Genomic DNA, 25,007 nt, shown 5'->3' on the forward strand with positions numbered 1-25,007 from the left:
AAATTAAATTTATGTATTTATTATAATGCTAAGAAATATATTAAACCAGTGCATGTTTTAATCATTATTAATAGATATTTTCTATGAATCATCCTTATATCTTCTTACAAAAAAATCATGCTACATTAATAGTAAATGGCTATTAATGTAGCATGATTTTTTCAATCTAGACAATTTTAGCATTTTACTTATCAATCAATATGTATTGATAGGTAAAAGCTATAACCTTCTATATTCTTCTCTTTTTAATTTTTGATTACTTAGATAGTAATCAATCTCATCAATTAAACGCTGCTTATCATCAGGTAATATACCTTTTAAGTTAACATAGTTAGATGCATGATTACTTCTAAATACAATTTTTTCACTGGCATCTATATTTTTTATCATCTCTTTAATTTCTTGTAATACAGCTTTATCTTCCAATATTGTAAATTCTCCTGCCTGAAGTAAATCATAAAGTTCAGTATTAGGTTCTACCATTAAACTAAGTACACCAACATAGTCTGGAGAAATTGCTCCTAACATTTTTCCAGTGTCAACTGCATGCTGATGTGTTTTTTTAGTTCCTCCAATACCTGCTATTACTGTAGATGATAATTTGATACCACTTTTTTTAACTTTTTTACCAACTTTTATTAATTGTTCACTATTAAATCCTTTTTTAATATCTTCTAATACATCATCATTTCCACTTTCAAGTCCTAAATAAATCATCTTAACACCAAGTTCTCTTAACTCTTTAAGTTCAGCATCAGATTTTTTCTCTATAGATTTAGGTGAGCCATATAAAGTAATTCTTTCACATTCTGGAAAAACTTCTTTTACATATAAGATTATATCTCTTAATTTCTCCATTGGTATTATCAATGCATCTCCATCTGCTAAAAATATTCTTTCTACATGTCTATAATGTCTTCTAAATATATCAATTTCATTTTTTATTACTTCTAATGGCTTTATTTTAAATTTTTTTGACTTGTACATGCTACAAAATGTACATTTGTTGTGAGAACATCCTAGTGTGACTTGTATTATAAGACTATAAGCCTCACTTGGTGGTCTATACAGTGGCATATCATATTCCATATTAAAATCCCCCTTGTAATCGAATCTTCATTCTATTATATTATTAATATTTAATTAAAATAATACTTTATATAATTATAGACTTTAAATTTTAATTTAAGATATATTCTTTAAAAATTTAATAATACTATTAGCAGTAATATTAAGTTGCTTTTCTTGACTTATAATAGCATCGTTATCTCCTTTTTGTTTTCCATAATCTCCAAATTGTGCATGATTTCCACCTTCAATTTCAACATAAGTTGTATCATCAGGAAGTTTTTGTTTTGATTCTACAAGACTTTTAAAATTGACTACACCATCTTTACTTCCCCATATAGATATAACTTTTTTGCCTAGCTGTTTCAACTCATCACCCATTGGATAAGAAGATAAAAATACAACTCCATCGATTAATTTATTATCACGTGCAAAATTTGCTGCTGCAACTCCTCCTAACGAATGGCCTCCTATTACCCAATGCTCTATATTGTTGTAAGAATCCATAACTTTCTGAGCTTTGTTGGTTCCAAGTAAGGCTATATTAAGTGGCATCTTTACAATTACTACCTCATATCCACTTTCTGCTATTTTTCTAGCAAGTGGTGCATAAGATTCTATTTCTACTTTAGCCCCTGGATAGAAAATTAAACCTTTTGAAACTTTTCTTCCTTTTGGTGTAAATGAAATATTTCCATTTACAGTTACCTCTACTTTACTATTACTAACCAAAGCTTCTTTTGCTAGTTTTTGAGGTTCATATGTTTTATTTATCCATATGAAAAAACCAAGTAAAATCAATACAAATAGTATACCTATTCCCTTGAATATTTTATTCTTTATATTAAGTTTTTTATTATTATTATTTTTATCATCTTTGTTTTCAACCTCATCATAAAGTAAAGGTCTCTCAAGTTCCATAGTTATACTAAATGTATCATATTTCTTATTACGCTTTACCTTTACATCTTTACTCATAAATCTAACCCCCATAATATTTGAATACTATTATAGTTTATCCTAAGTAAATTGTTTTTTCAACCAATGAAAAAAATCAATATTTTAACTATTTTCATACAAAATTCATAAATATATGTTTTTTGCTTTTTATATACTATTTTTTTAATCTTATATAAAATAAATAGTCATATACTTTATTCTAAATATATGACTATTTCATGGTTTAATTAAATCAATATCTATGCTGTTTCTTCTATTGAAACTCTAGTGATATCACTTATTCTATACATTTCGTTGACACCATTTAAAGTCTGTAACAAATTTAGACAAATTATTTTGTCACCTATATTCTTAGAATTTTTAATACTTTCTAAGATTATCATTCTTCCTTCATCATACTTATCTGCATTGTAATTTGAAATATAATTAGTATCTCTCAATATTTTTTCTATATCTTCATCTTTAATTTTATTCTTATTAATATTTATATATAGATTATACATATTACTTATTAGTAATCTCTGATTTTCTAAAAAATCTTCTTGATATTTATCTTTATATATAGCATTTATCAACATAATTCTATCTTCAATAAGTGATGGTACCAATAATAAATTCTTTATGTAGTAAGTATTAGTCACATTTTCTATAGAATTATTGACTTCATCAATTATATTTTTAACTATTCCCTTATACATGTCTATGACATGTTGATAACCAGTTTTAGCATCATATGGTAATATAAACTTATTTACTATTAATGCAATAATGGCTCCTAATGCCACATATGAAATCCTACTTATGGTTAAAACATTAGGGTCTCCCATAACTACTGCTGAGCCAAGAGCTGAAACAGTTACACACATCATTAATTTCCTGTAATCAACTACATAAGAGTTTATATATCCTGCTAAGAGAACTATTAATGACCTTAATGTACTATCTTTTATTATTGAAAATGAAACAATAAATATTATAGCTCCCACAAGTGTACCTTCTATTCTTTTTCTGGACCTTTGAATGCAATTTTCTGCATAAGGTTGTGTTAATGAGAACACAGTTAACATTATCCATCTCCCATCTCTTAAATGGAAATAGTCCATAATAAATCCAGCTATAGATGTAGCTAAAGCAATCTTTACTGCATAAGAAAATCTTATAGAGTTTAAATTGAAGTTTTTCTTGTATATCGATAGTCTTTTAAATTCCTTTGGTATCTTTGATTTTCTTTCAGCCTTTTTTTCATCTCTTGTTTTTACTTTTTTATAATCTAATAAAAATTCATATAAATTTTCTAACACATTATAAATTTCTTTTAAATTTATATTTTTAGTATCTTGAGCAATAACATAATCTCTAAATCCTAATATTTCTTTATCACTTATTGTATCTTTATTTTCTAAGCACATTTTAATATAGTTTACTTCTTTAAACCCTACAGTTAATACGTCTGCTTTACTATTGGTGTTACTTTCTTCTATAATATTTTTTATATCTTCATCCTCAAATTCTTTACTATCTGTCTTATATCTGTCCAGTATTAAATTTATTCTTTCTAATGAAAATAAAATATTTATTATGTCTATTCCTTTAATACTTATATAAAAGTCATCTTTTCTGTTATCAAAAATAACCATTTTAAGACTTTTGGATATAGAGTTTATTCTATAATTACAACTATCCATTTTTCTAATATGAGATTTATTTATAGAATTATCATCATTAATAATATTTTTTAAAAGACTAATTTTTTCTAACAGTTCATCACATATAGATATTAGTTCCTTATCACCAACGTTTTTCATTCTATTTCTGTTCATAACAAACTGGGCAATCATTATTGTAACTGCGCCAATAGCTAAAGCTGACAATCTCATAGGAAGTTCACTTATTCCTACAGGTATACTTACCATAAATATATACATTAGACCAAAAGGTACATATACTGCTCTTTTTAGGTCATAACTAAACACATATCCTATTATAAATAATGCTATAAAATTTAATAAAATTCCTAAATACATATTTTGTACCGCAAAAAATGATAATACTCCTAAAATTATATTTATTGCTAAATATTTTAGTAAATTTTTAATTGGAGAAATGGTTAAATCTCTTTCTAATAGTGTCAACATAGCCGTTACTATACCTACGCCTATTAGTGTATTCTTACTTCCAAATAAATATATAAATACAGAAATAAATGCTATTATAAAAATAAACATTTTTGTTTTTGATATTACCAGTTTTTTTGTCATCATATCCCCCCTAAAAATTTCAACAAGACCTATTTTATCACATTTGTTCCCTTATTCAAAATCGTCTTTTTTACGGAAGGATTCTAACTTTTATAAATCAATATATATATATAATTCATAATATCACACACTTTATTATGTATATATACATATAAATTCATATGCTCCCATATGATTTTTCTTTCAAATATTTTTTCAAAAAATAAAAATAACTCTCTTAATAATACTGAAGTTATATTTATTAAGAGAGTTATTTTGTTTATACAATAAATTTATTTGAGTTTTTCTTTACCTAATATATAAGTACCCAACCCCATAAATAAAGCTCCTCCAACAATATTTCCAAGTGTAACAGCTACTAAATTATAAATAGCTCCTCCAATACTAACTGTTTTTATTGCTGATGAAAATAATGAAACACTATAAACTGTCATATTTGCTACACTGTGTTCAAAACCTGATGTTATAAAAGCAAATAAACATAAGAATATCATAATTATTTTTGCACTATCACTATTAGTTCTAAATGAACATAATACTGATACACATACTAGAATATTACATAAAATTCCTCTAAAGAAAAGAGCCATAAACGGCATGGAAGCTTTACTTGCTGCCGTATTCGCAAAAAATTCAGCTACAGGTCCTTTGTCTACTAGACCAGTTCCTACAAATATAAGACCTAAAATCAAAGCTCCAATTAAATTTCCTACCCAACTATATATCCATATCTTTGAAGTATCTTTTATACCTACACCTTTATTTAACATACCAGCCGACATAACCATATTATTACCAGTAAATAGTTCAGTCCCTGTCATTACAACCAAACTAAGTGCTATTGCAAATGATAATCCCATTACTATCTTAGTCATAGGTGAGCCTGCATCAGTTAAAAGTCCTCCAATAGTAAATATTAAAAGTATACCTATTCCTACATAAAGGCCCGCAAATGCAGAAGATACTAAATATTTTACTTTACTCATATTTAATAAATTTACTTTATTTATAGCTGCGTTAGTTAATTTATCCAAAGTTTCTTTATGCATAATTCCCTCTTCCTTCTATTTAATTTTTAATTTACCCAAACATGTATTTTAATTAATTTATTAATATTTAACACCACTCCAGTATATATTTTCATGCATCTTAGTTACTTCTGGAAGTTGAACTCCTTCAAGTGCCCACTTTTTAAACTCCATAAATCCTGTTCTATCAATTATATATCCTATATGCTCTTTTCCTCCTGGAGCATCTTTATCTATATACTTTTCTACATATTTATAAGTATTAAGTATTATCTTTATTATGCTATCCTCATCTGCCCATAAAAGAAAATCTTCTGCTAACCTAGGATTTTTCTTTCCTGTTCTGCCCATTATGGCTAACCTATAGTATTTTTTCTCATCTCTAGTCCATGCATTTGTTGGACAATTAAGCACACATTCTCCACATCCTATACACTTATCTCCATCTCTTACGACCTTATTATTTTCTGTTTTTAATGCTCCAACAGATATTTTAGAACATTTTTTTACACATGCTCCACAATTTACGCATCTATCTTTTTCATATACTGGTAAAGCCATACCAATAATTCCAAAGTCATTCATTCTAGCTTTTATACAATCATTTGGACATCCAGTTAAAGCCACTTTAAAATGTAAATCATTTGGGAATATTGCTTTTTCTATTCTTTTAGCAAATTCAGTTGTATTATATTGCGCTTTTGGACAGACCTTGTTTCCTATACATGCGGCTATATTTCTTGTTCCTGCTGCTGGATACCCTGCATTTTTCTCATTTTGATTTATACTCATTTTTTCAATGACAGGCTGTATAATTTTATTTATTTCTTCCATATCTTCCATATCTATCCCTAATATTTCAAAGCCCTGTCTTGTAGTTATGTGTATCTGACCATTACCATATTCACTTGCAATTTTAGAAACTATAGTTAAACTTTCAGGGTCAATAAGACCACCTGGTACTCTAACTCTTAAAGAAGTTTTATATTTTGTTTTTGTAATTCTATAAGCATTTTTCATTACTTTTTTAGTATTTAAATCTCTTATCACAAATTCCGCCCCCTAATCAATAAGATTTTTAGCATATGAATAATCAAATACTGGTCCATCTAAACATATATAAGTATCATCCATCTTACAGTGTCCACATTTACCTATTCCACAACACATTTTTCTTTCATAAGAAACCCAAATATTCTTTTCATCTAAATCTCTTTTTAAAAATTCTCCTACTGTAAATTTCATCATCATTGGAGGTCCAACTACAATTGCAGAAGTATTATTTATATCTTTTATATCCAATTCTGGTATGTATTTTGTTACTAATCCTACGTTTCCATTATATCCTTCATCCGCTCCATCTACAGTAACTAAGATATCAAGTTTTTCACTCCATCTTTTTAAATCTTCTGCAAATAAAACATCTTTTGGTGATTTAAATCCTACTATTAGTTTAAATTTTTCACATTTTTCTTTATTGTTATAAAAATGTTCAACTATTCCTCTTACAGGAGCTAAAGCACTTCCTCCTGCCACTACTACAATTTCTCTTCCTTCATAAAGAGATACATCAAATCCATTTCCATAAGGTCCTCTTATAAAAAAAGAATCGCCTTCTTTATAATTAAACAACTCACTAGTAACTTTCCCTACATTTCTTATTGTAAAATCAATATAGTCTTCTCCATACCCTGATACTGATATTGGACTTTCACCATATTTAGGTATAGATATCTCATAGAATTTTCCAGGCAATACACCTTTTGTATCGCAATTTACTCTAAAAGTCCATTCTTTATCAGTGTGTTTAGTTATATCTATTATTTTTGCACTTACTGGTATATATGAATTCATTTATATTTCCTCCTTACTAGTCACTAAATCATTTATTTTTTCTATACATTTTGAAAATGATATGTATTGTGGACAGGCATCATCACATCTTCCACATCCAACACACATATGATATCCAAATCTTTTTTTGAAATCATTGATTTTATGCATAGCTTTAAATCTCATTCTTTCACCTTGTTTTTTTCTAAAAGAATTTCCACCTGCTATATCTGTATATCCATCTACTTGGCATGAAGCCCAAACTCTTCTTCTTTCACCTACGTTTTCATTTTCCTTATAAAAAATATCCTGCATTGTAAAGCATGAACATGTTGGGCATACAAAATTACATCTACCACATCCAATACATCTTGTATCATACTCATCCCATATTGAATTTCCTATCATTTCATTTGAATCAATATTCTCTGGTACATCTACAGAAATTAGATTCTCAGTTACATAATTAACATTAAATTCAGCTGGTTCTCCATTAAATACTTCAAATTCACTATCTTTTATATCTAAATATAGAGTATTTCCTTCTATATTTAGTCCAATTGAATAATTATCAGTTTTATTAGAATCCATACTTACACAAAAACAATTTCTAAAGCTTTCTTTGCATCCTACAAGTACAAACTTTACTTTATCCCTAATGTTTTTATAAAAATAGTCTTTTTCTTCTCCATTATTTAGATATATTTCATCAAGTCTCTTTATTCCATTTATGTCACAAGCTCTTAAGAAAATCAAAATTTTCTTATCGTCTAAATCGCTTTCCTTAAACTCTTTTTCAGTAAAATAAAATAAGACTTGATTTATAGGGAGTATCACTTCTTTTGGTGAGAAATTTGCCTTTTGAGCAAACTCCATTTCTTCGAAATCGTTTACCTCTTGGTATCTTATTATGTCAGTATCTGAAAAAGTACCTTTAAATGGTATTAAAACTGGTGCAAATATTTTGTAGTCTTTTTTTAGATGCTTCAGACCTTCATTGAATTTAGATGAATCTAATTTTAATTTCATTTTTATCACCTTTCTTATATTTTAATTTTACTTACTTGTTATCTTGTTTAAATCTTAACACTTTATTTTCTATACTTCTGTGATAATTGTCACAGTTTCAAAAATAAAAAAAAATATTAATAGAGTTTAGTAAACTCTATTAATATTTTTTTTATTATTTATATTCTTTAATTAAAAATCTAATCATTTAAATACAAGTTTTTCAAAAGATTCTATATCCATGGGTTTTGCAAAGTAATATCCTTGTCCAATATCACATCCTGCATTTTTTAATAAATTCAGTTGACTTTCAGTTTCTATTCCTTCAGCGACAATTATCATATCTAAATCCTTACCTAATTTAATTGTATTCTTTATAATTTTTTCTCCACGTATAGATGTAATCGTCTCATTTAAAAATTCTCTATCAATCTTCAATACATCTATTGATAATTTTTTTAAAAGACTAAGAGAAGAATATCCACTTCCAAAATCATCCATAGATACAATAAATCCAATATCATGTAAATCATTTAATATATCTAAGAGAACACTTATATTAGATAAAAATAAGCTTTCAGTCAACTCAAGTTCAATGAGATATGTAGGTACATTATACTTTTTTATTAAAGACGTCAGACTGGCTACTATATTTCTATTACTTAGATGGATTCTTGAAACGTTCATAGAAATTGGTAACACTTCTAATCCATTTTCTAACCATCTTGCCATTACATTAAATACCTTATCCCAAACATATAGGTCAAGTTTTTCTATAAAACCATTTTTTTCAAATAAAGGAATAAAATCACTAGGAGGAATAATCCCTTTAGTTGGATGCATCCAACGAACAAGAGCTTCTGAGCCTATAATTTCACCTGTTTTTAGATTAAATTTAGGTTGTAAGTAAATTACAAATTCTTCATTCAAGAGTGCATTGTCCATATTATTTTCAATCTCTTTCTCACGCAATATAGAAAGCCTTATTTTATCATCATAAAAAGCTACCTTACTTTTATAATTAGTTTCTATTGTTTGGCAGGCTATCTTAGCCCTGTCAATCATTACATCAATATTGACATCATCTTTATCAATTAAGTATACACCACATTTAAGTATTATATCTATTTTGAATGTTCTTTCTTTATTTTTACTAACTGTTTCAAAAAAATCTATTGCTCTTTTTCTTAAATTTTCTATGGTATTTTTCTTTGTCATTACAATAAATCTATCATCTGATAGTCTTGCATATATCTCGTCCTTAAAAAGGCTCTTTCCTATTTGCTTTGCTATGTACTTTAGAATATTATCCCCAAACTCAAAACCAAACATATCATTTATATACTTAAACTTATCTATATTAATATAATATATAACAAATTTATCTACTCCATATTTCTCAAAAAGCTTATTAGCATCGATTTTAAACTTCAATAAACTTCTTATGCCTGTTACTTCGTCGACATAAGCTACATTTTCTAATTTTTCTACCTGTCTTTTATAATTAAAAATAAATATTGCAGAAATTATGAATACAATAAATGCTACCATTAAAATAAATACCACCATATTATGTTGTATAAAATCTAACATTGTAACTTCATGTTCTAAATATTTTGTACTTCCTGTAACTGCAATTGCCACTTCTTCTTCTGTAACTCTACTAATAGATTTATTAAGTATTGACAATAATGTTGAATTTGTTTTTCCAGAAACACCTATACCAATATCTACAACTTGATTTTCAATGGGCATAAACATAAGACCATCAAATTCGTCAGTATTAATTATATTATTTAATATATAATTACTTCCAATAAATATATCACATTCCCCTTTTTTTATGGCTTCTATACATTTGTTAGCATTTGGATAAAAAATAACATTTTGGTTCGGATAATATTCTTTTACGAATGACTCTATTCCTGTCCATTTTATCATTGCAACCTTAGTTTTTTCATCCATTCTAATAGTTCTTTTTGCTATGCCTAACATAGTAGTTTCAAGATATCCATCAGTAAACATAATGTTGTGTTCTAACTCAGTGCTCCGCGACATAAACATGTTTGCACATATGTCTGCCTCACCATTTTCAACCATTTTTAAACCTTCTGAAAAGTTTTCTACTTTTATATATTCAAATTTTAAACCTGAGTTTTTAGAAATTGATTTTAATATATCTATTGATATTCCTTTATAAGAATTTGTATTTTTATCATAAAAAGATAATGGTGATGTATCTGTACCAGATACGACTTTTACTGTAGGATGTTTCTTTATATACTCTTTCTCTTCTAAAGAAAATCCTTCTGAAGCTATTGAAGTATCTTTATAATGTTTATTAAACAAATTACCATCATAATATATATCTTCTCGCTTTATCTCTTTTAATGCATAATTTAAACCATCTAGTATCTTCTTATTACCTTTAGTCGTTGCATAATATATAGGTTCTGATGAAAAGCGTAAAGCTACCTTTGTATTTGGCATATCTCTAATACTACCTGTAAGTAACATATCAATCGTTCCTTTTTCAAGTTTTTTTTGAAGTTCTTTTGAACTTTCAATATATTTATATTTTACAGATATTTTATTTTTTTTACAGTATTCATCAAATACACTCTTAAAATGATTATTTGATACAGTCCCTACCACTTTTCCATCAATTTCTTTTAGATTATTATATGATATGCTATTGTTCCTCTCATTTACATATAATGCTCCATATTCATATCCAAAATTTAAATCTGTATAATCATAATATTTTTCACGCTCTTCACTTTTTTGCAATGCTCCAAATATATCAATTTTTCCTTCTCTGAGCATTTCTAATCCTTGTCTCCATCCACAAGATATATATTCTAATTCCCAGTTATTTATCTTAGCTATTGCATTAAGGTAATCATAGGTATATCCATACAAATTACCATCCTTTGTAACAGAGATTCCATAACTAGGCCAATACCCCACTCTCACTTTTTCTTTATTAGAATCCGCCAAAATCAAGCATGGATTTAACAAAAGTAAAAAAACAACCAAAGTAATAATAAATCTATATTTTTTCTTCATAGTCCCACTCCTTTTATGACTAAATCATATGAAGACAGTTAATTTATTTTTATTTAATTTTATGTAATATCTAATTAAAGTGCATAAACAATCGTTTATATTTGAAAACTTAAATAGAATCATTAAATATAATAAATCTGTCCTTTCCTCGATGTTTTGAATAATAAAGTGCCTTATCTGCTTTTTTATACAACTCAATAAAGGTTATTCCATGATTTGGCATAACAGATATGCCTATACTACAAGAAACTTTATACGACTTATTTTCTCCAGTATAATAATTTCTAAATGCATTACATAACTCAATTGCTTTATTTTCAATGTGTTTTGTATCTTTTATATTTTTCATAAAAACTACAAACTCATCTCCACCAATACGTCCAATTATATCATCTTCTCTAAAAATAGAATTTAATTTTGTTGAAACTTCAACCAAAACTTTATCACCAAAAATATGACCTAGACTGTCATTGATAGATTTAAAATCATCTAAATCAATAATAAAAAATGCATGTACACTGTCTTTTGTACTTTCTAAGCTAATAAATCTCTTTATTAAAATTTCTGTTGTTCCTTTATTATAAATTCCTGTTAAGATGTCACGTTCAGCTTTAAATTTAAGCTCCATCTCGTCTTTTTTCTGCTTGTCTATATCTTTAATATATGCAAACCCTTTAATCTGATTAGATTGAAGTTCTTTAAATAAATGCATTGTGCATAGCTCCCACAAAAGCTCTCCATTATCGTCATATCTACGATATTCCAGTTTTAACTCATTTACTCCTCTGCTATATGAATCCAAAACATTTTCAAGATGAAACATATTTTTAAAATTTTCCTTATCTGAAATAAATATTATATCATCAGCAATATTCTTCATTACATCAGAGTAATTGCCATCAATCCTTAAATTTAAATTATTATTAGAATCTATATTATTTGATATAAGTTTATCTTGAGAAAAATTAACTTCATATATTGCAATTGCTTCAGATAACATAGCTTTTCGATACTGTTCTTCTTGATTATATTGCATTTCAATTTTTTTCTGCTCATTTATATCTTCCAACAATCCTATTGCTTTAATTGACATATCTGTTTCACTAAATATATTAGTTAAAGTCATCCTATTCCATATGTATTCGCCACTAACTTGTTTTATTTTTATCACAGACACTACACTTTCTTCACCTTTTTCGATTTTATTAAAAGATTCCTCAAAAATATCAATAAAGTCATTATGTATTATTTTTGAATTAACAAAATATTCTATTGAGTTTTTAACATTTTTCGTTAATCCATATATTGAAGAAACATCACTAAAATTGTGTATAGACTTCGTTTTAACATCATAGTCGAACACTATATTAGAAGTCTTAAATAAAGCAATCCTAAGCCTTTCTTCATTAATTTTCAAATCTTCTTCTGTTCTTTTTAAATCTGTTATATCAACTAATACACAATAAAAATACTCTTTTCCATCAGAATCTTTTATAAGTTCACACTTATTTACAACCCATACAAAATTTCCATTTTTAGTAATCATCCTATATTCTACTTCAACTACTTTTGACTTCAACAGTTGAAATTCAAACTCTTTCTTTACTCTATCTATATCACCTTTGTAAATTACATCATAAAAATTATTGTCAAATATGGATTTTATCTCTTCTTTAGTGTACTCAAAAAGGTCTATAAAACCATCACTTAAAAATACAAATTCATATTTTTCTCCTATTGTACACTTAAAGACTCCTCCAGGTATATTATTAGTAAGTGAAGATATTTCTAAATTAGCCTTCACAATTCTATCTTTTGACTTTTTTTCCTTATAAAATACAATTAAAATTAAAACTAAAAGTGATATGAAGTTTTTAAGTGTTAATATAATTGCAAGTTTGTTTATTTCTGAAATATCTTTCAGTACTAAAGATTTTGGAATAAAAGATAAAGTATACCAATCATTTATGCCAACTTGAGCATATATAGCATATCTATCTTTTCCATTAAACTTATATTCTATGAATCCACTTTTCTTGTTTGATATATTTCTGCTAAATTTCTTATAATTATAATCTTCTCCAAAAGAAATTGAATTGAAAAAATCACTAATATTATCTATGTCATCATTAGTTTTTCTTTGAGTAGACTTTAAGATAAGTTTTCCTGACTTTTCAAAAACATAAGTATGTCCTTCTCCATTAAAACTATTTCCATCTATAAATTCACTTAATCTGCTTGTATAATAAGACCCATACAATACCCCTATTACTTCATCATTTTTATATATTGGAGATGCTACCATAAAGCTACTTTCATTACTTGCAGGTGAACTTATAATTTCAGAAATATTACTCTCACCTTTCATTGCTTTCTTAAAATAACTCTGTTGTGATATATTATCTACTTTTTTATTATCTTTATAAACAGTACCATCTGGATATGCAATATAAATTTTTTCAAAATTAGATTCTTTTGATACATCATTTAATATTTTTATTAATTCTTCTCTCCTCATGCTATCTGAATCTGAAATAGTTTTAGAAATACTATTTATAAATCGGATTAACGAATTAAGTTTGATATTTATAGCGTTTGAACTTTGTAATGCTAGTTCTTCTAAATGCATTTTTTTATTTTTTTCTACTAATGAATTAACATTACAAGTAAAATCCCAAAGCGAAATCATCACAAACATACATATAAAAATAAAACCTAGAGCATAGCCTATGAACTTTTTATTTTTCATTTTAATACATCCTTTTCTTAGAAGCTGTGTTAACATATGTATATCCACTTTTTATTGTTAAACTAATTATACTATCAGAGTTCAGCTGTTTCAACAAACTTAATACAAATATTGGCGAATTACACAATAAAAAAGAATCTATAAATAGATTCTCTTAATAATGTCTTTATTTAGTTACAATTAATTGCTTTTAAAGTATTTTGATAGTTCAATTTCTTTAACATAAAAGCCTTTACTATCAATCTTTATAAGTTCTTCCTTTTGCAATACTTTTATCATTCTAGAAACAGTTTCTCTTTTACATCCAAGCATGTCAGCTAAATATGTAACTGTAATGTTTACATTTAGTAAAGTCCATTCACCACAACAAATTCCAAATTCTTTACTTAATCTATATAGTTTTGCTGCAAGCTTTTTATCTACTTTTATAGATATAGAATTTTTTAACTGTCTGTATAGACGTCTTATTCTTCTTTCCATATAAGAGATAATATCTTTTGTAAGTTGAAAATCATTTTGCATAATTTCTAAAAATTCTTCTATACTGTAATAAGCTACAATTGAGTTTTCAAATGCCTCACATCCTACAGTAGAATTTTTACTAGAATCAAAGGTAATATCATTTATAATTTCACCACTATTTAATATGAAAATTACTTTTCTCTCACCATTTTCACTTATCTTAAAAATAGACATTTTTCCATCTAAAAGTACATAAACACTGTCTAAGCTATCTTTTTCATAAAATAGAATTTCTTTTTTTTGTAATCTTTTTAGTTTAGCTTTTTCCTTAAGTTGATTCTTTGTTTTATCACATAAATTATTAAAAATCATTACTTTATCAATATTATAATCTTTTAATTTAGACATGTAATATCTCTCCATTCCTAAATTTATAAGAAAGCTCTATAAAACATTACAAATTTCTTATTTTATTCATTCTTTAAACAATTTTATAGCATTTGTTGTTTTAATTTTTCTTTCAATAGCTTCATTAGAAAGTTCTTTTACTACCTGTGTATATACTAAATCAATAATGAAAAATTGTGCTAATTTTGAAGATATTGAACCAGTTTCCAATACAGTTTCTCCTGATACATAAGATAAGTGTACATCTGAAATATCCTTTAATTCAGAGTTTTTATTTTCAGTTATTGATATAATTTTAGCATTATTATCTCTTGCAAGTTTTACAGTTTTTATGATTTCCTCAGTTTCACCAGAATGTGAAATCGCTACAATTAAATCGCCTTCTTCCATTATGGAAGACATCATTATCATTGTATGGCTACTATCAAAGCTCACACAATTAAGTCCTATTCTCATAAATTTATAGTTTGAATCCTGTGCTATTATACCAGAATATCCAATACCTATAAAATAAATTTTCTTTGCATTTATTATAAGTCTTGCACAATTGTGAACATCAGTACTATTAATTATCTCTACAGTATTCTCTAAAGTAGTTACATTTGAATTTAAAAGTTTCTTTGCTGTATCCAAAGCTGGTTCATCATTTTGTATATTTTTATTTATAATATTTTTTTTATTCATGGTTGATATCTCTTGTGCTAAAGTTACCTTGAAATCTTGTAACCCACTAAAGTTCATCTTTTTTACAAATCTAGTTATAGTTGCTTCACCAATATTACTTTCTTTCGCTATTTGTGATATTGGCTTATAGAATACATCCTCTATATTCTCTTTTATATAAGTTATCAATAATTTATCTGACTTTGTGACTTTAAACGTTGGTGATTCCAATTGTTCTAAAATACTCATTAAAAACCCTTCTATTCTTTATATTTTATTTAAAAAATTATATAATGCCCCAAGCATTCCTGCATCATTTTGTCTCTTTGCAAATTCTACATTAGTATTTTTGTAAACTCTATCTATAAGAACCTCCTTTAATGCTTTGTCTATTTTAGGTTTTAGAAATTCCTCCTGTGCCATAATTCCACCACCTAAAATTACTACTTCTGGATTTATTACATAACATATATTTGCGATTCCAACTGCTAATGATTTTATCATATTATTGAGCTCTTTTAAACAATCTTCGTCATTATTCTTTGCTAAATCAAAAATTATTTTTCCATTTAAGTCATTTTCATTTAAACTCTTTATTTTTGCTACTTTTTTAACTAGACTACTAGTAGATGCTAACTCTTGAAAAGAACTTCCATTTATATTCATATATCCTACTTCACCAGCACTATTACTAAATCCATTTATTAGTTTATTGTTTATTATAACACAACCACCAATTCCAGTACCTATTGTCAGGCATACAGAAGATGTTGCACCCTTTCCTGCTCCAATCCACATCTCACCAAGTCCAGCACAATTAACATCATTTTCAACTTCACATTTTATATTAAATTCTTTTTCTATCTCTTTTTTTAATTCCATACCTTTATAGTTTGGAATCAGCTCTTCCAATGCAAATAATATCTTCCCCTTAATTGGGTCAACCATACCTGCAGTAGATATACATATACCACTTATGTCATTTTCTTCTATATATTTTTTCACTATCTGTTTTATTTTAGATAATATTCCTTCTCCACCTTTTTCCTTTGCTTCAGTATCCATACTTGATTTATCAATTATAAATCCATCTTCCCTAATAAATCCATATTTTATTGAAGTACCTCCAACATCTATACAAACGTAATTTTTCATAACATATCTCCATACAAATTATTTTTATAAATTAACAACTCTATTCAAAATTTTATATTACACAAATTTTTTACTTATCTTTTCCAATTCACAAATATATTTCCTTGCTTCTGATAAATCTATTGTATCACTTAAGACACTTTTTTCCTTAGTTATATGATACTTATAAATATTTTTACATAAGTCCTCTCCTAGGATATTAAGACCTTCTTGAGTATAATGAACATCGTCAATAGTTAAGCCTTTATCATGAAATTGCATAGCAATTTTACTTCCTACACACAGTATATCACATTCATTACAAGCAGATTCTTGAGCTGCTGCAATTCGTCTAGTTCTAACAAAATATTCATCTTCTCCAAGCCAATAACCAGTTAAGCTTACAAACATTTTATCAATCATACATTCTTTTTTAAGTCTATACGCAATCTTTTTTAAACTTTCTTTATAGTATAAGGCATCGCTACCATATTTTGCATCACTTTCACCTTGAATCCAAATAACATACTTACTTTGTATATTATAATGTTTACTTAAAGTACTACATCCTGCATTAAATTTTTCTATAGTATCATTTAGAAACCAGTTATTATCATGATTCCAATTTTTTATTCTTGACCCATCTTTTGCATTATGAATAAAACAAACTTTATTTCCAGTGAACTTATTCCATTCATTTGAAAATGCAGGTGCTATAGTACCATCACCTTCTGAAGTCTCTAGCTCACACCTCATATTTATAATTTCATCAGTACTCAAATATTCAAAACAATTTTCATTAGGAATAACACTCTCTTTTTGATTTCCTAATCCTCTGGCATTACTTTGTCCTATTAATAAAAATATATCTATATCTTCCATGATTTAACTCCTCTATAAAATTTTAACCTTTTGATTACATCCAATTTTCATTATAAAAAACTAAGGCTGAAAATAGTAATCTAACTAAAATTTACGAAATATCACTAATCGCTGAAAGTTAAATCACTATTTTCAGCCTTAGTGGTTGTATAAATCCTCATTATCTAACCAAAACCTTAAAAATAGCTTTTTTGATATTTTCTTTTTCTAAAACTTTTATTGCTGTCATATGAGCATCTTCTGGATAACACACTAAGAAATCATTTTTTCTAAGTTCTACATATCCATTGTTTTTACCATCAAGGGGTAAAAAATCTCCCTCTTCTTCATATGGTTTTTGCTCTAAATTTTCTATAAAATTTAAGTCTATTCTTTCACATCCATCAAGCATTAAGTGTACATCTATATACTTCTTATGAGCTTCCCAGAATCTTTCTTCTTTTTCGCAAGTTTTATACTCTACAATATTCACAAAAATATCATCACCATCTATTGTATAAGTACCTTTTTCATAATCTATTAATGAATTCTCTTTAGCATATTCGAAACATCTAAGTAAATCTTCATGTAATGTTGAATATGTCTTACTATGATTTATATTTCCAAATATCATAAGCATTGTCTCCCTATATAATTTTAAATACATTTTTTTACACTTTTACATATAAATTGTATTCTACAGTCCTATAGAGTAACTAAATTATTTATCTAATCACTCTATAAGACAATTTATCATTTAAACATCATATTATTTTTCATAATAAACAGTAGTTTCAGCTCTTGGTAAAGATACTTTTGCTTTAACCTTAGCTTCTATTGCACTAACTATTGTACCTACTACAACAGAAGTAGTTATTGTTATTAAAGAATATGCCCAAGAAGTTACTTCTGGCATACGATATTTTAGATAAACAACCAAAATTGCTGATATTATAAATCCGACATAAGCTCCCATTTTAGTTGCCTTTTTACAAAATGCTCCAAGCACAAATACTCCTGCCAGAACTCCTAAAACTAGTCCCATGAAACTATTGAACCATTCATATGCTGACTTTATTTCTCCATTTGCTAAGATTATTGCAACAACTATAGAAAGTATACCTACACCTAATGATATATATTGTGCTATCTTAGTTTGTCTTTCCATACTCATATCTTTTGTTATTATAGTTTGTATATCTAAAGTCCAACTTGTAGCAACTGAGTTAAGTCCTGTTGATAAAGTTGATTGAGATGCTGCATATATTGCTGCAAGTAGTATTCCTGTTATACCTACTGGTAATTCATAAGCTATATACGATGCAAATACTTGGTCTTGCTGAACTGTTTGAGCTAAATCTGGATTTTGAGTATAGTATATAAATAAACAAGTTCCAATTAGATAAAACACAGTTGCAAGTCCCATTGATAAAACACCATTTCCATATGTCATTTTGTTAAGTTGCTTTATATCAGTTGTTGTAGTAAATCTTTGAACTATATCTTGACTTGATACATATGATGAAAAAGTATTAAGACCAGCTCCAACAAATATTATAAATGCACTTGTAGACAGTATATTTTTATCAAACATAACTTCATTAGTTGCTAAGAATTTATGTCCACTTGTAAGTGTATCCATCACTGTTCCAAAACCACCATTTATACTTGCTATTAAATAGAACAATGTCCCTGTAACACCTACTATTAGTACCATCCCTTGTATGAAATCGGTCCATAAAACAGCCTTTAATCCACCTGTATATGAATAAATTATTGCTATTACGCCCATAACTACTATCAGTACATTTACAGGTATTCCTGTAAGACCAGCTAGAACCACTGATGGAAGATACATTATGATAGACATACGTCCTATTTGATATATTATAAACATTAAAGCTCCAATTACTCTAAGACCTTTACTTTCGTATCTCATTTCTAAGTATTCATATGCTGTATCTATTTCTAGCCTACTGTACAAAGGCAAGAAAAATTTTATTGTCAAAGGTATTGCTATAAACATACCTAATTGTGCAAACCATAAAATCCAAGTTCCACCATAAGAATTTCCTGCTAATGATAAAAACGATATTGGACTTAATAATGTGGCAAATATTGATACTGATGTAACCCACCAAGGAATAGTCCCATCACCTTTGAAGAACTCTTTTCCTTTCATTTCCTTTTTTGAAAATAACAACCCTGCAAATAAAACTGCCAATAAGTAAACTACCAGTATTGCAAAATCTATCCAAGTAAATCCTACCATTTTACTAATCCTCCCATACTAAAAGTATTTTATTAAAAATACTTTCTGTATATTTCTTTTGCTCTTGATTTCATTTCATCAGTTGCTTCTTTCATAGGTTGTCTACAATATCCAGCTTCAACACCTTGCTCTTCAAGTAGTAATTTAATTGTTTGATATAGACCATTTCCTAATATATCTGTTATTAAATCATTAGTCACATGTTGTACTTCAAGTGCTTCTGATATTTTTTCATTTTTAGTTAATTCAAATATTTGTCTGGCTCTGATACCGTTTACATTAAATGTAGAACCAATTGCTCCATCTACTCCTAAAACTGTAGCTGGCAACATCATTTCATCAAATCCTGCAAATATTAATTTATTTGGGAAAGTTTTTCTCATTCTTTCTAATAAGTAGAAATCTGCTGCTGTAAATTTAACACCTATTATTTTTTCATTTTCAAATAATTCTCCAAATTGCTCTAAACTCATATCAACACCAGTTAAAAATGGTATAGAATATATTATTAATCTATTATCTACAGAATTTATTATTGTATTGTAATAGTGTTTTATTTCTTCAAAATCAAATTTATAATAAAAAGGTGTAACAGCACTTATAGCATCATATCCTAAATCAGTTGTAAATTTAGCAAGTTCCACAGCTTCTTTTAAATTAACTGAACCAACCTGAGCTATTAATTTTATTTCTTCTTTTACTTCATCTTTAGCTATTTCAAATATTCTTTTCTTCTCATCAGTTGAAAGCATGAAATTTTCTCCTGTACTTCCCCCTACATAAAGACCATCTATTTTACAAACATCTATGTTATGTCTAATTATTTGTCTTAGCCCTTTTTCATTTATATTTCCTTCCTTATCAAATGAAACTAATAATGCTGAATAAATTCCCTTCATATCTGTTGTTCTCATATCCTTACCTCCAATTTTAGTTTTTAAATATAGTTAAATATAATAATTTTTTAATTTATAAATTAATTTTTAATTAATTTCAATTGCTTTAACAAACTTTTCTGTTATTAGTTGTGGTCTTGTTATTGCTGAGCCTACTACTGATGAATGAACACCTAACTCAAATACCTTTTTTAAATCTTGAGGAGTATTTACCTTTCCTTCAGCTATTACAGGTATTTCTAAATCTTTAACTAATCTTTCCATTAGTGCAAAGTCTGGACCTTCTAAAACTTCTGTATATGGAGTATACCCAGATAGTGTAGTTGAAACACAGTCCACACCATACTCTTGAGCTTTAACAGCCTCATCATAGTTTGAAACATCTGCCATTACTAAAACCCCATTTTCTTTTATATACTTTATAATTTCCTTTAAATCTTCATTATTTGGTCTAACTCTATTAGTGGCATCTAAAGCTATCATCTCACACCCTGTTGTCAGAAGCTCATCAACCTCCTTTTTAGTTGGTGTTATATATATATCTGAATCTTCATAATTTCTCTTTATAATACCTATAACAGGAAGTCCAGTAACTTTTTTTATTTCAATAATATCATCAACCCCTTGAGCCCTAATTCCAACAGCTCCACCTTCCATAGCAGCCTTAGCCATCCTACCCATTATAAAAGGACTATGAAGAGGTTCATTTTCTAAAGCTTGGCATGATACTATTAATTTACCCTTTACCTTATCTAGCATTTTTTCAATTACCTCATTTCTGAAATTTATTTTCTTGATTTATGTATTAATAATAACATGAAAACTTTTTCTTTGCAATATTTTTTCATATTTTTTTCTTATTTCTATATTTTTACCAGTTTATTCCATGAGTTAGCTTGTTTTTCTTATTTAAAAGAAATTTTATTTCATTTTTTTGGTGTTTATTTTCATTTTATATAAGTACTCTCATAAATACTCCTTTTAAATTATTTCAATAAAAAAACCTATGTACACTATACATAGGTTTCCCAATATTACTCTAAATCCATTATAATTTTTCTACCACAACATGGACAAAATTCAGACTCTGAATCTATTTCACTTTCACAGTAACCACAAACTATAAAATCACCAGATTCATTTTCTAACTCAAATTTTTTACCACATTCCGCACAATATTTATCATTTACACTTCCAACATAACCACATTCACAAGTTACATTACTTTCTGCGATTTCCATTTCGTTAATTTCCACATTTTTTTCATAGATTATCTTGTCGAGTTCTAGTAATTCATCACAAAACTTATCAAAACTTTCATCATCAAAAGAATCTTCTCTAATTTTTTGATATGTTAGTATTCCCATTTCTAAGAATATCTTTGCTTTCTTTTCTTGAATATCCTCAATCTCTCTATTTATCTTTGATTTTTCTTTATATAATTCAACTTTAAATTTTCCATTACCAAACTTTTTCTTAACTTTAGAAAACTTATCGTCTACTGTATTCTTAGTATTTTCTTCCATAGAAATTTCCTCCAATCATATTTAATCAGCTGAGTTTAGCTTATACCCTATTAAAGATATCACAAAACTATATATAAATGAAATTATAATAGTTTGGAATACTTTAAATTGCATTATTAAAGTTGCACCATAACTAGTTGTATTAAAGAAATTAATATTACTATCAAGTATAAATGTGCTAAATAAAGCCAGCATACCCATTAAAAATGCATAATACACACTAAACACTATTACAGGCTTGATATTATCTGTGTCATACTTAAATCTCAATTTATATCCATTTAATAATAGTATTAATGCAGATAAAGCTCCCATTGCATAAAACATTAATTTAGTATCTCCAAATAGAGATGATGAGCCCAAACTAAATATTGATACTGTTGAATTTATTATAGTAACTGAAATTCCATTTGCAAAAGCCCACATATAACTAGCTATTTGTGGCAGTATAGCAAATAAATTTGCTCCATTTGAGTAACTACTCATATCTAATTCGTTTAAGTAGCTACTATCAGATATAGTTAGTACAAATAGGATCGCCAATACTAAAACATATCCTAATATAAATATCTTTATAGAATTTGAAAAAAGAGACATATACATATTTTCTTTTTCATAACTCTTTTTGTAATTAGTTATATATGTACATATAAATCCTAATACAAATCCATTTAAAAGAACACTAAAAAACTGATAACTATATTCTAGTGCATAGCCATACTCTAACATACTATGTGAACCAGTCTTTACATTAGTAAAAACAGATAGAACAGCTAAAATTAATCCATAAAGAATTCCAACTCCTAATGAATTTACTAATGTAGATTTTGAGTCTTTACATCTTTTTCTCATAAAAATTAAATTTGATATTATTAATCCTAGAATAGGGATTATAAGTAATATTAACAATCCTATATTAGCATTTATAAATCCAGAACCCATCATAGTAGACATAGATACACTAATCTGACCCAAGTTAAGAGCTAGAATTATATGTGCTGGATTTATTAAATAACTAATATCATTAAATTGAATAGTTATTACAGCTTTAAATATCAATGCAATAATAAATAATATAAATACATTTGTAAAGGTTGTTAAAAATATTCCTCTTGTATTTGCATGATGTGAAAGCTCTTTTATTTTAGATTTTAAGTCTAATTTTGTTTCAAATGGTTTTAAGGATGCTACTTCATAAAGCTCATTTCCACAAAATTTACAGTAATTATCTTTAGAATTATTTTCTTTGCTACAACTAGGACAAATTTTTTCTTCTTTTCTTTTAAGTGTGAAGTTTTTATTTTTTATTTTTCTAGTTAGTTCGCCTGTTGTTTTGGAATAGTTATTATGTGAATAATTCATATTATTTATTTTTTTTTCATCCATTTTTTCCCTCCAAGTTTTACTGTTGTAAATTATCAAATATAACTATATCATATAAAACTTAATTATACCTTAATTGGATATATTTATCTATTTTATTTGTTTATTGTTGTTATTTTTTAACAAGTATTGGTATTTCAATAATTTATTAATGTCAGTTTTGTTGTTTATGTTTTATTATGCTTAATTTAAATTTATTCTATTCTTTATTTTCAGTGGCAAGATGGTGGCAAGTTAGGTTTTGCCACCATTTATTTTTGATTCCAAAATTAAGTTATAAATAGTTATTATTATGTTACTTATAACTATATAAATTTAGTACATAGTTTATGTTTTAATACAAACAAAGCTTATCAATATTTAAATGCACTTTTCTGTTAACTTTTCCGAAATAAGTTAACATTATCATAAACTTATGCTATACTTTTTATAAAGGGGGTTTTATTTATGTCAACTTTTGGTGAGAGGTTTAAACTTTTAAGAACAGAAATGAATCTAACTCAAGAGGAACTTGTTGAAAAATTTAATAAAGTTTATCTTACGAGTTTTAATAAATCAACAATATCACAGTATGAAAATAACAAAAGAAAACCAGAAATAAACGTTTTAGAAAATTGGGCAGATTTTTTTAATGTATCTATTGATTATCTTTTAGGGAGAACTCTTGTTAGAAATCACATAGATACCGTAGCAACGCATAAATCTAATCCTAACAAAGTTTTACCAGAAGAAGCTCAAGAGCAACTTAATGATTATATAGAATTTTTAATAAGCAAATATAAAAAATAAATATTTAGAGCAGTTCACACCTGCTCTTTATATATAACAAAACTCAAAAATACATTCTTTTTATAGGGGGATTTCCATGAATAAACTAGATGCACTTTTAGATTTAGCAAAAAATGAAGAAATAGAAATTTACTACACTGACAAAATAACAGATGACATAAAAGGATTGTATATAAACAAACAAGGGCTAAAAATTATATCATTACTTAATTCATTAAAACAAAATAAGACTAAACTAATAGAAATTTTAGCAGAAGAATTAGGACATCATTTTACCAGTGTAGGAGATTATGTATCTTCAGAAAATAGCTACAAAAATAAAATATTGATAGATAAAACTGAAGAAAAAGCTCTAAGATGGGCAGGTGAATTTCTTATAGCAGAAGAAGAGATAATACATGTTATTAATTCATATGCCACAAATGTCTATGAAATAGCTGAGGAATTACAAGTTAGTGTAAAATTCTTATTAAAAAGATTAGAATTTCTATCAAGAAAGAAAAACATGTTAGACTTAGGAAATAATAGATTCCTAGTATTAACTAGCTTACCAAATTTCTACATATATGAGGATATTTTTTAAACTCTTTTATTCTACTTTTATAGTTTATTATTTAACAAATACATATTTAAATATAAT

The 25,007-nt window shown here is 26.8% G+C and carries 21 protein-coding genes; 2 read left to right on the forward strand and 19 right to left on the reverse strand.

The window, feature by feature from the left end:
- Positions 1–219: 219 nt before the first annotated feature.
- The 19 genes from Q3287_RS04285 to Q3287_RS04375 form a co-directional block, all read right to left on the reverse strand.
- A complete protein-coding gene (locus Q3287_RS04285; RefSeq protein WP_054270689.1) occupies positions 220–1,089 on the reverse strand; it encodes a radical SAM protein in 870 nt (289 codons plus the stop codon).
- Positions 1,090–1,185: 96 nt separating this feature from the next.
- A complete protein-coding gene (locus Q3287_RS04290) occupies positions 1,186–2,046 on the reverse strand; it encodes an alpha/beta hydrolase (RefSeq protein ID WP_054270690.1) in 861 nt (286 codons plus the stop codon).
- Positions 2,047–2,267: 221 nt separating this feature from the next.
- Positions 2,268–4,286: an FUSC family protein gene (locus Q3287_RS04295; protein WP_407813894.1), complete on the reverse strand. Its 2,019-nt coding sequence runs from the start codon at positions 4,284–4,286 to the stop codon at positions 2,268–2,270.
- Between the two features lie 272 nt (positions 4,287–4,558).
- A complete protein-coding gene (locus tag Q3287_RS04300) occupies positions 4,559–5,335 on the reverse strand; it encodes a formate/nitrite transporter family protein (protein WP_223195589.1) in 777 nt (258 codons plus the stop codon).
- Between the two features lie 60 nt (positions 5,336–5,395).
- Positions 5,396–6,364, reverse strand: coding sequence for a sulfite reductase subunit C (gene asrC / locus Q3287_RS04305; RefSeq protein ID WP_407963573.1), 969 nt, complete (start codon positions 6,362–6,364; stop codon positions 5,396–5,398).
- A 12-nt stretch (positions 6,365–6,376) separates the two neighbouring features.
- Positions 6,377–7,168: an anaerobic sulfite reductase subunit AsrB gene (gene asrB, locus Q3287_RS04310; protein ID WP_054270694.1), complete on the reverse strand. Its 792-nt coding sequence runs from the start codon at positions 7,166–7,168 to the stop codon at positions 6,377–6,379.
- Positions 7,169–8,176 carry an anaerobic sulfite reductase subunit AsrA gene (asrA, locus tag Q3287_RS04315; RefSeq protein WP_054270695.1) on the reverse strand — a complete coding sequence of 336 codons (1,008 nt, stop codon included), beginning with the start codon at positions 8,174–8,176 and terminating at the stop codon, positions 7,169–7,171. It abuts the gene before it with no gap.
- A gap of 183 nt (positions 8,177–8,359) precedes the next feature.
- Positions 8,360–11,224: an EAL domain-containing protein gene (locus Q3287_RS04320; protein ID WP_407963574.1), complete on the reverse strand. Its 2,865-nt coding sequence runs from the start codon at positions 11,222–11,224 to the stop codon at positions 8,360–8,362.
- A gap of 109 nt (positions 11,225–11,333) precedes the next feature.
- Positions 11,334–13,973 carry a GGDEF domain-containing protein gene (locus tag Q3287_RS04325; protein WP_407963575.1) on the reverse strand — a complete coding sequence of 880 codons (2,640 nt, stop codon included), beginning with the start codon at positions 13,971–13,973 and terminating at the stop codon, positions 11,334–11,336.
- Between the two features lie 180 nt (positions 13,974–14,153).
- Positions 14,154–14,843 (reverse strand): Crp/Fnr family transcriptional regulator, encoded by a 690-nt coding sequence (locus tag Q3287_RS04330; protein WP_054276981.1) that lies wholly within the window; start codon positions 14,841–14,843, stop codon positions 14,154–14,156.
- Between the two features lie 66 nt (positions 14,844–14,909).
- Complete coding sequence (locus Q3287_RS04335) at positions 14,910–15,755, reverse strand: MurR/RpiR family transcriptional regulator (RefSeq protein ID WP_054270699.1); 846 nt, start codon at positions 15,753–15,755, stop codon at positions 14,910–14,912.
- 18 nt (positions 15,756–15,773) lie between these two features.
- Positions 15,774–16,661 (reverse strand): ROK family protein, encoded by an 888-nt coding sequence (locus tag Q3287_RS04340; protein ID WP_054276983.1) that lies wholly within the window; start codon positions 16,659–16,661, stop codon positions 15,774–15,776.
- 57 nt (positions 16,662–16,718) lie between these two features.
- A complete protein-coding gene (locus Q3287_RS04345; RefSeq protein WP_407963576.1) occupies positions 16,719–17,522 on the reverse strand; it encodes a sialate O-acetylesterase in 804 nt (267 codons plus the stop codon).
- A gap of 160 nt (positions 17,523–17,682) precedes the next feature.
- Positions 17,683–18,135, reverse strand: a complete 453-nt coding sequence (locus Q3287_RS04350) for a YhcH/YjgK/YiaL family protein (protein WP_054270702.1) — start codon at positions 18,133–18,135, stop codon at positions 17,683–17,685.
- A 135-nt stretch (positions 18,136–18,270) separates the two neighbouring features.
- Positions 18,271–19,773 (reverse strand): sodium:solute symporter, encoded by a 1,503-nt coding sequence (locus Q3287_RS04355; protein ID WP_054276985.1) that lies wholly within the window; start codon positions 19,771–19,773, stop codon positions 18,271–18,273.
- 32 nt (positions 19,774–19,805) lie between these two features.
- The gene (locus Q3287_RS04360; protein WP_054270704.1) at positions 19,806–20,687 is read right to left on the reverse strand and encodes an N-acetylneuraminate lyase; all 882 of its coding nucleotides are present in this window, start codon (positions 20,685–20,687) and stop codon (positions 19,806–19,808) included.
- Between the two features lie 69 nt (positions 20,688–20,756).
- Positions 20,757–21,428: an N-acetylmannosamine-6-phosphate 2-epimerase gene (locus Q3287_RS04365; RefSeq protein ID WP_054270705.1), complete on the reverse strand. Its 672-nt coding sequence runs from the start codon at positions 21,426–21,428 to the stop codon at positions 20,757–20,759.
- Positions 21,429–21,703: 275 nt separating this feature from the next.
- A complete protein-coding gene (locus Q3287_RS04370) occupies positions 21,704–22,195 on the reverse strand; it encodes a zinc ribbon domain-containing protein (RefSeq protein ID WP_054276986.1) in 492 nt (163 codons plus the stop codon).
- A 21-nt stretch (positions 22,196–22,216) separates the two neighbouring features.
- Positions 22,217–23,581, reverse strand: a complete 1,365-nt coding sequence (locus Q3287_RS04375) for a hypothetical protein (protein WP_407963577.1) — start codon at positions 23,579–23,581, stop codon at positions 22,217–22,219.
- Between the two features lie 444 nt (positions 23,582–24,025).
- Between Q3287_RS04375 and Q3287_RS04380 the strand changes: the two genes are divergently transcribed.
- Positions 24,026–24,367: a helix-turn-helix transcriptional regulator gene (locus Q3287_RS04380; protein ID WP_054270708.1), complete on the forward strand. Its 342-nt coding sequence runs from the start codon at positions 24,026–24,028 to the stop codon at positions 24,365–24,367.
- A 76-nt stretch (positions 24,368–24,443) separates the two neighbouring features.
- The gene (locus Q3287_RS04385) at positions 24,444–24,950 is read left to right on the forward strand and encodes an ImmA/IrrE family metallo-endopeptidase (protein WP_054276988.1); all 507 of its coding nucleotides are present in this window, start codon (positions 24,444–24,446) and stop codon (positions 24,948–24,950) included.
- The last annotated feature ends 57 nt before the right edge of the window (positions 24,951–25,007 follow it).

It is taken from the genome of Clostridioides sp. GD02404 (genome assembly GCF_045898275.1).
Classification (GTDB): Bacteria; Bacillota; Clostridia; order Peptostreptococcales; family Peptostreptococcaceae; genus Clostridioides; species Clostridioides difficile_A.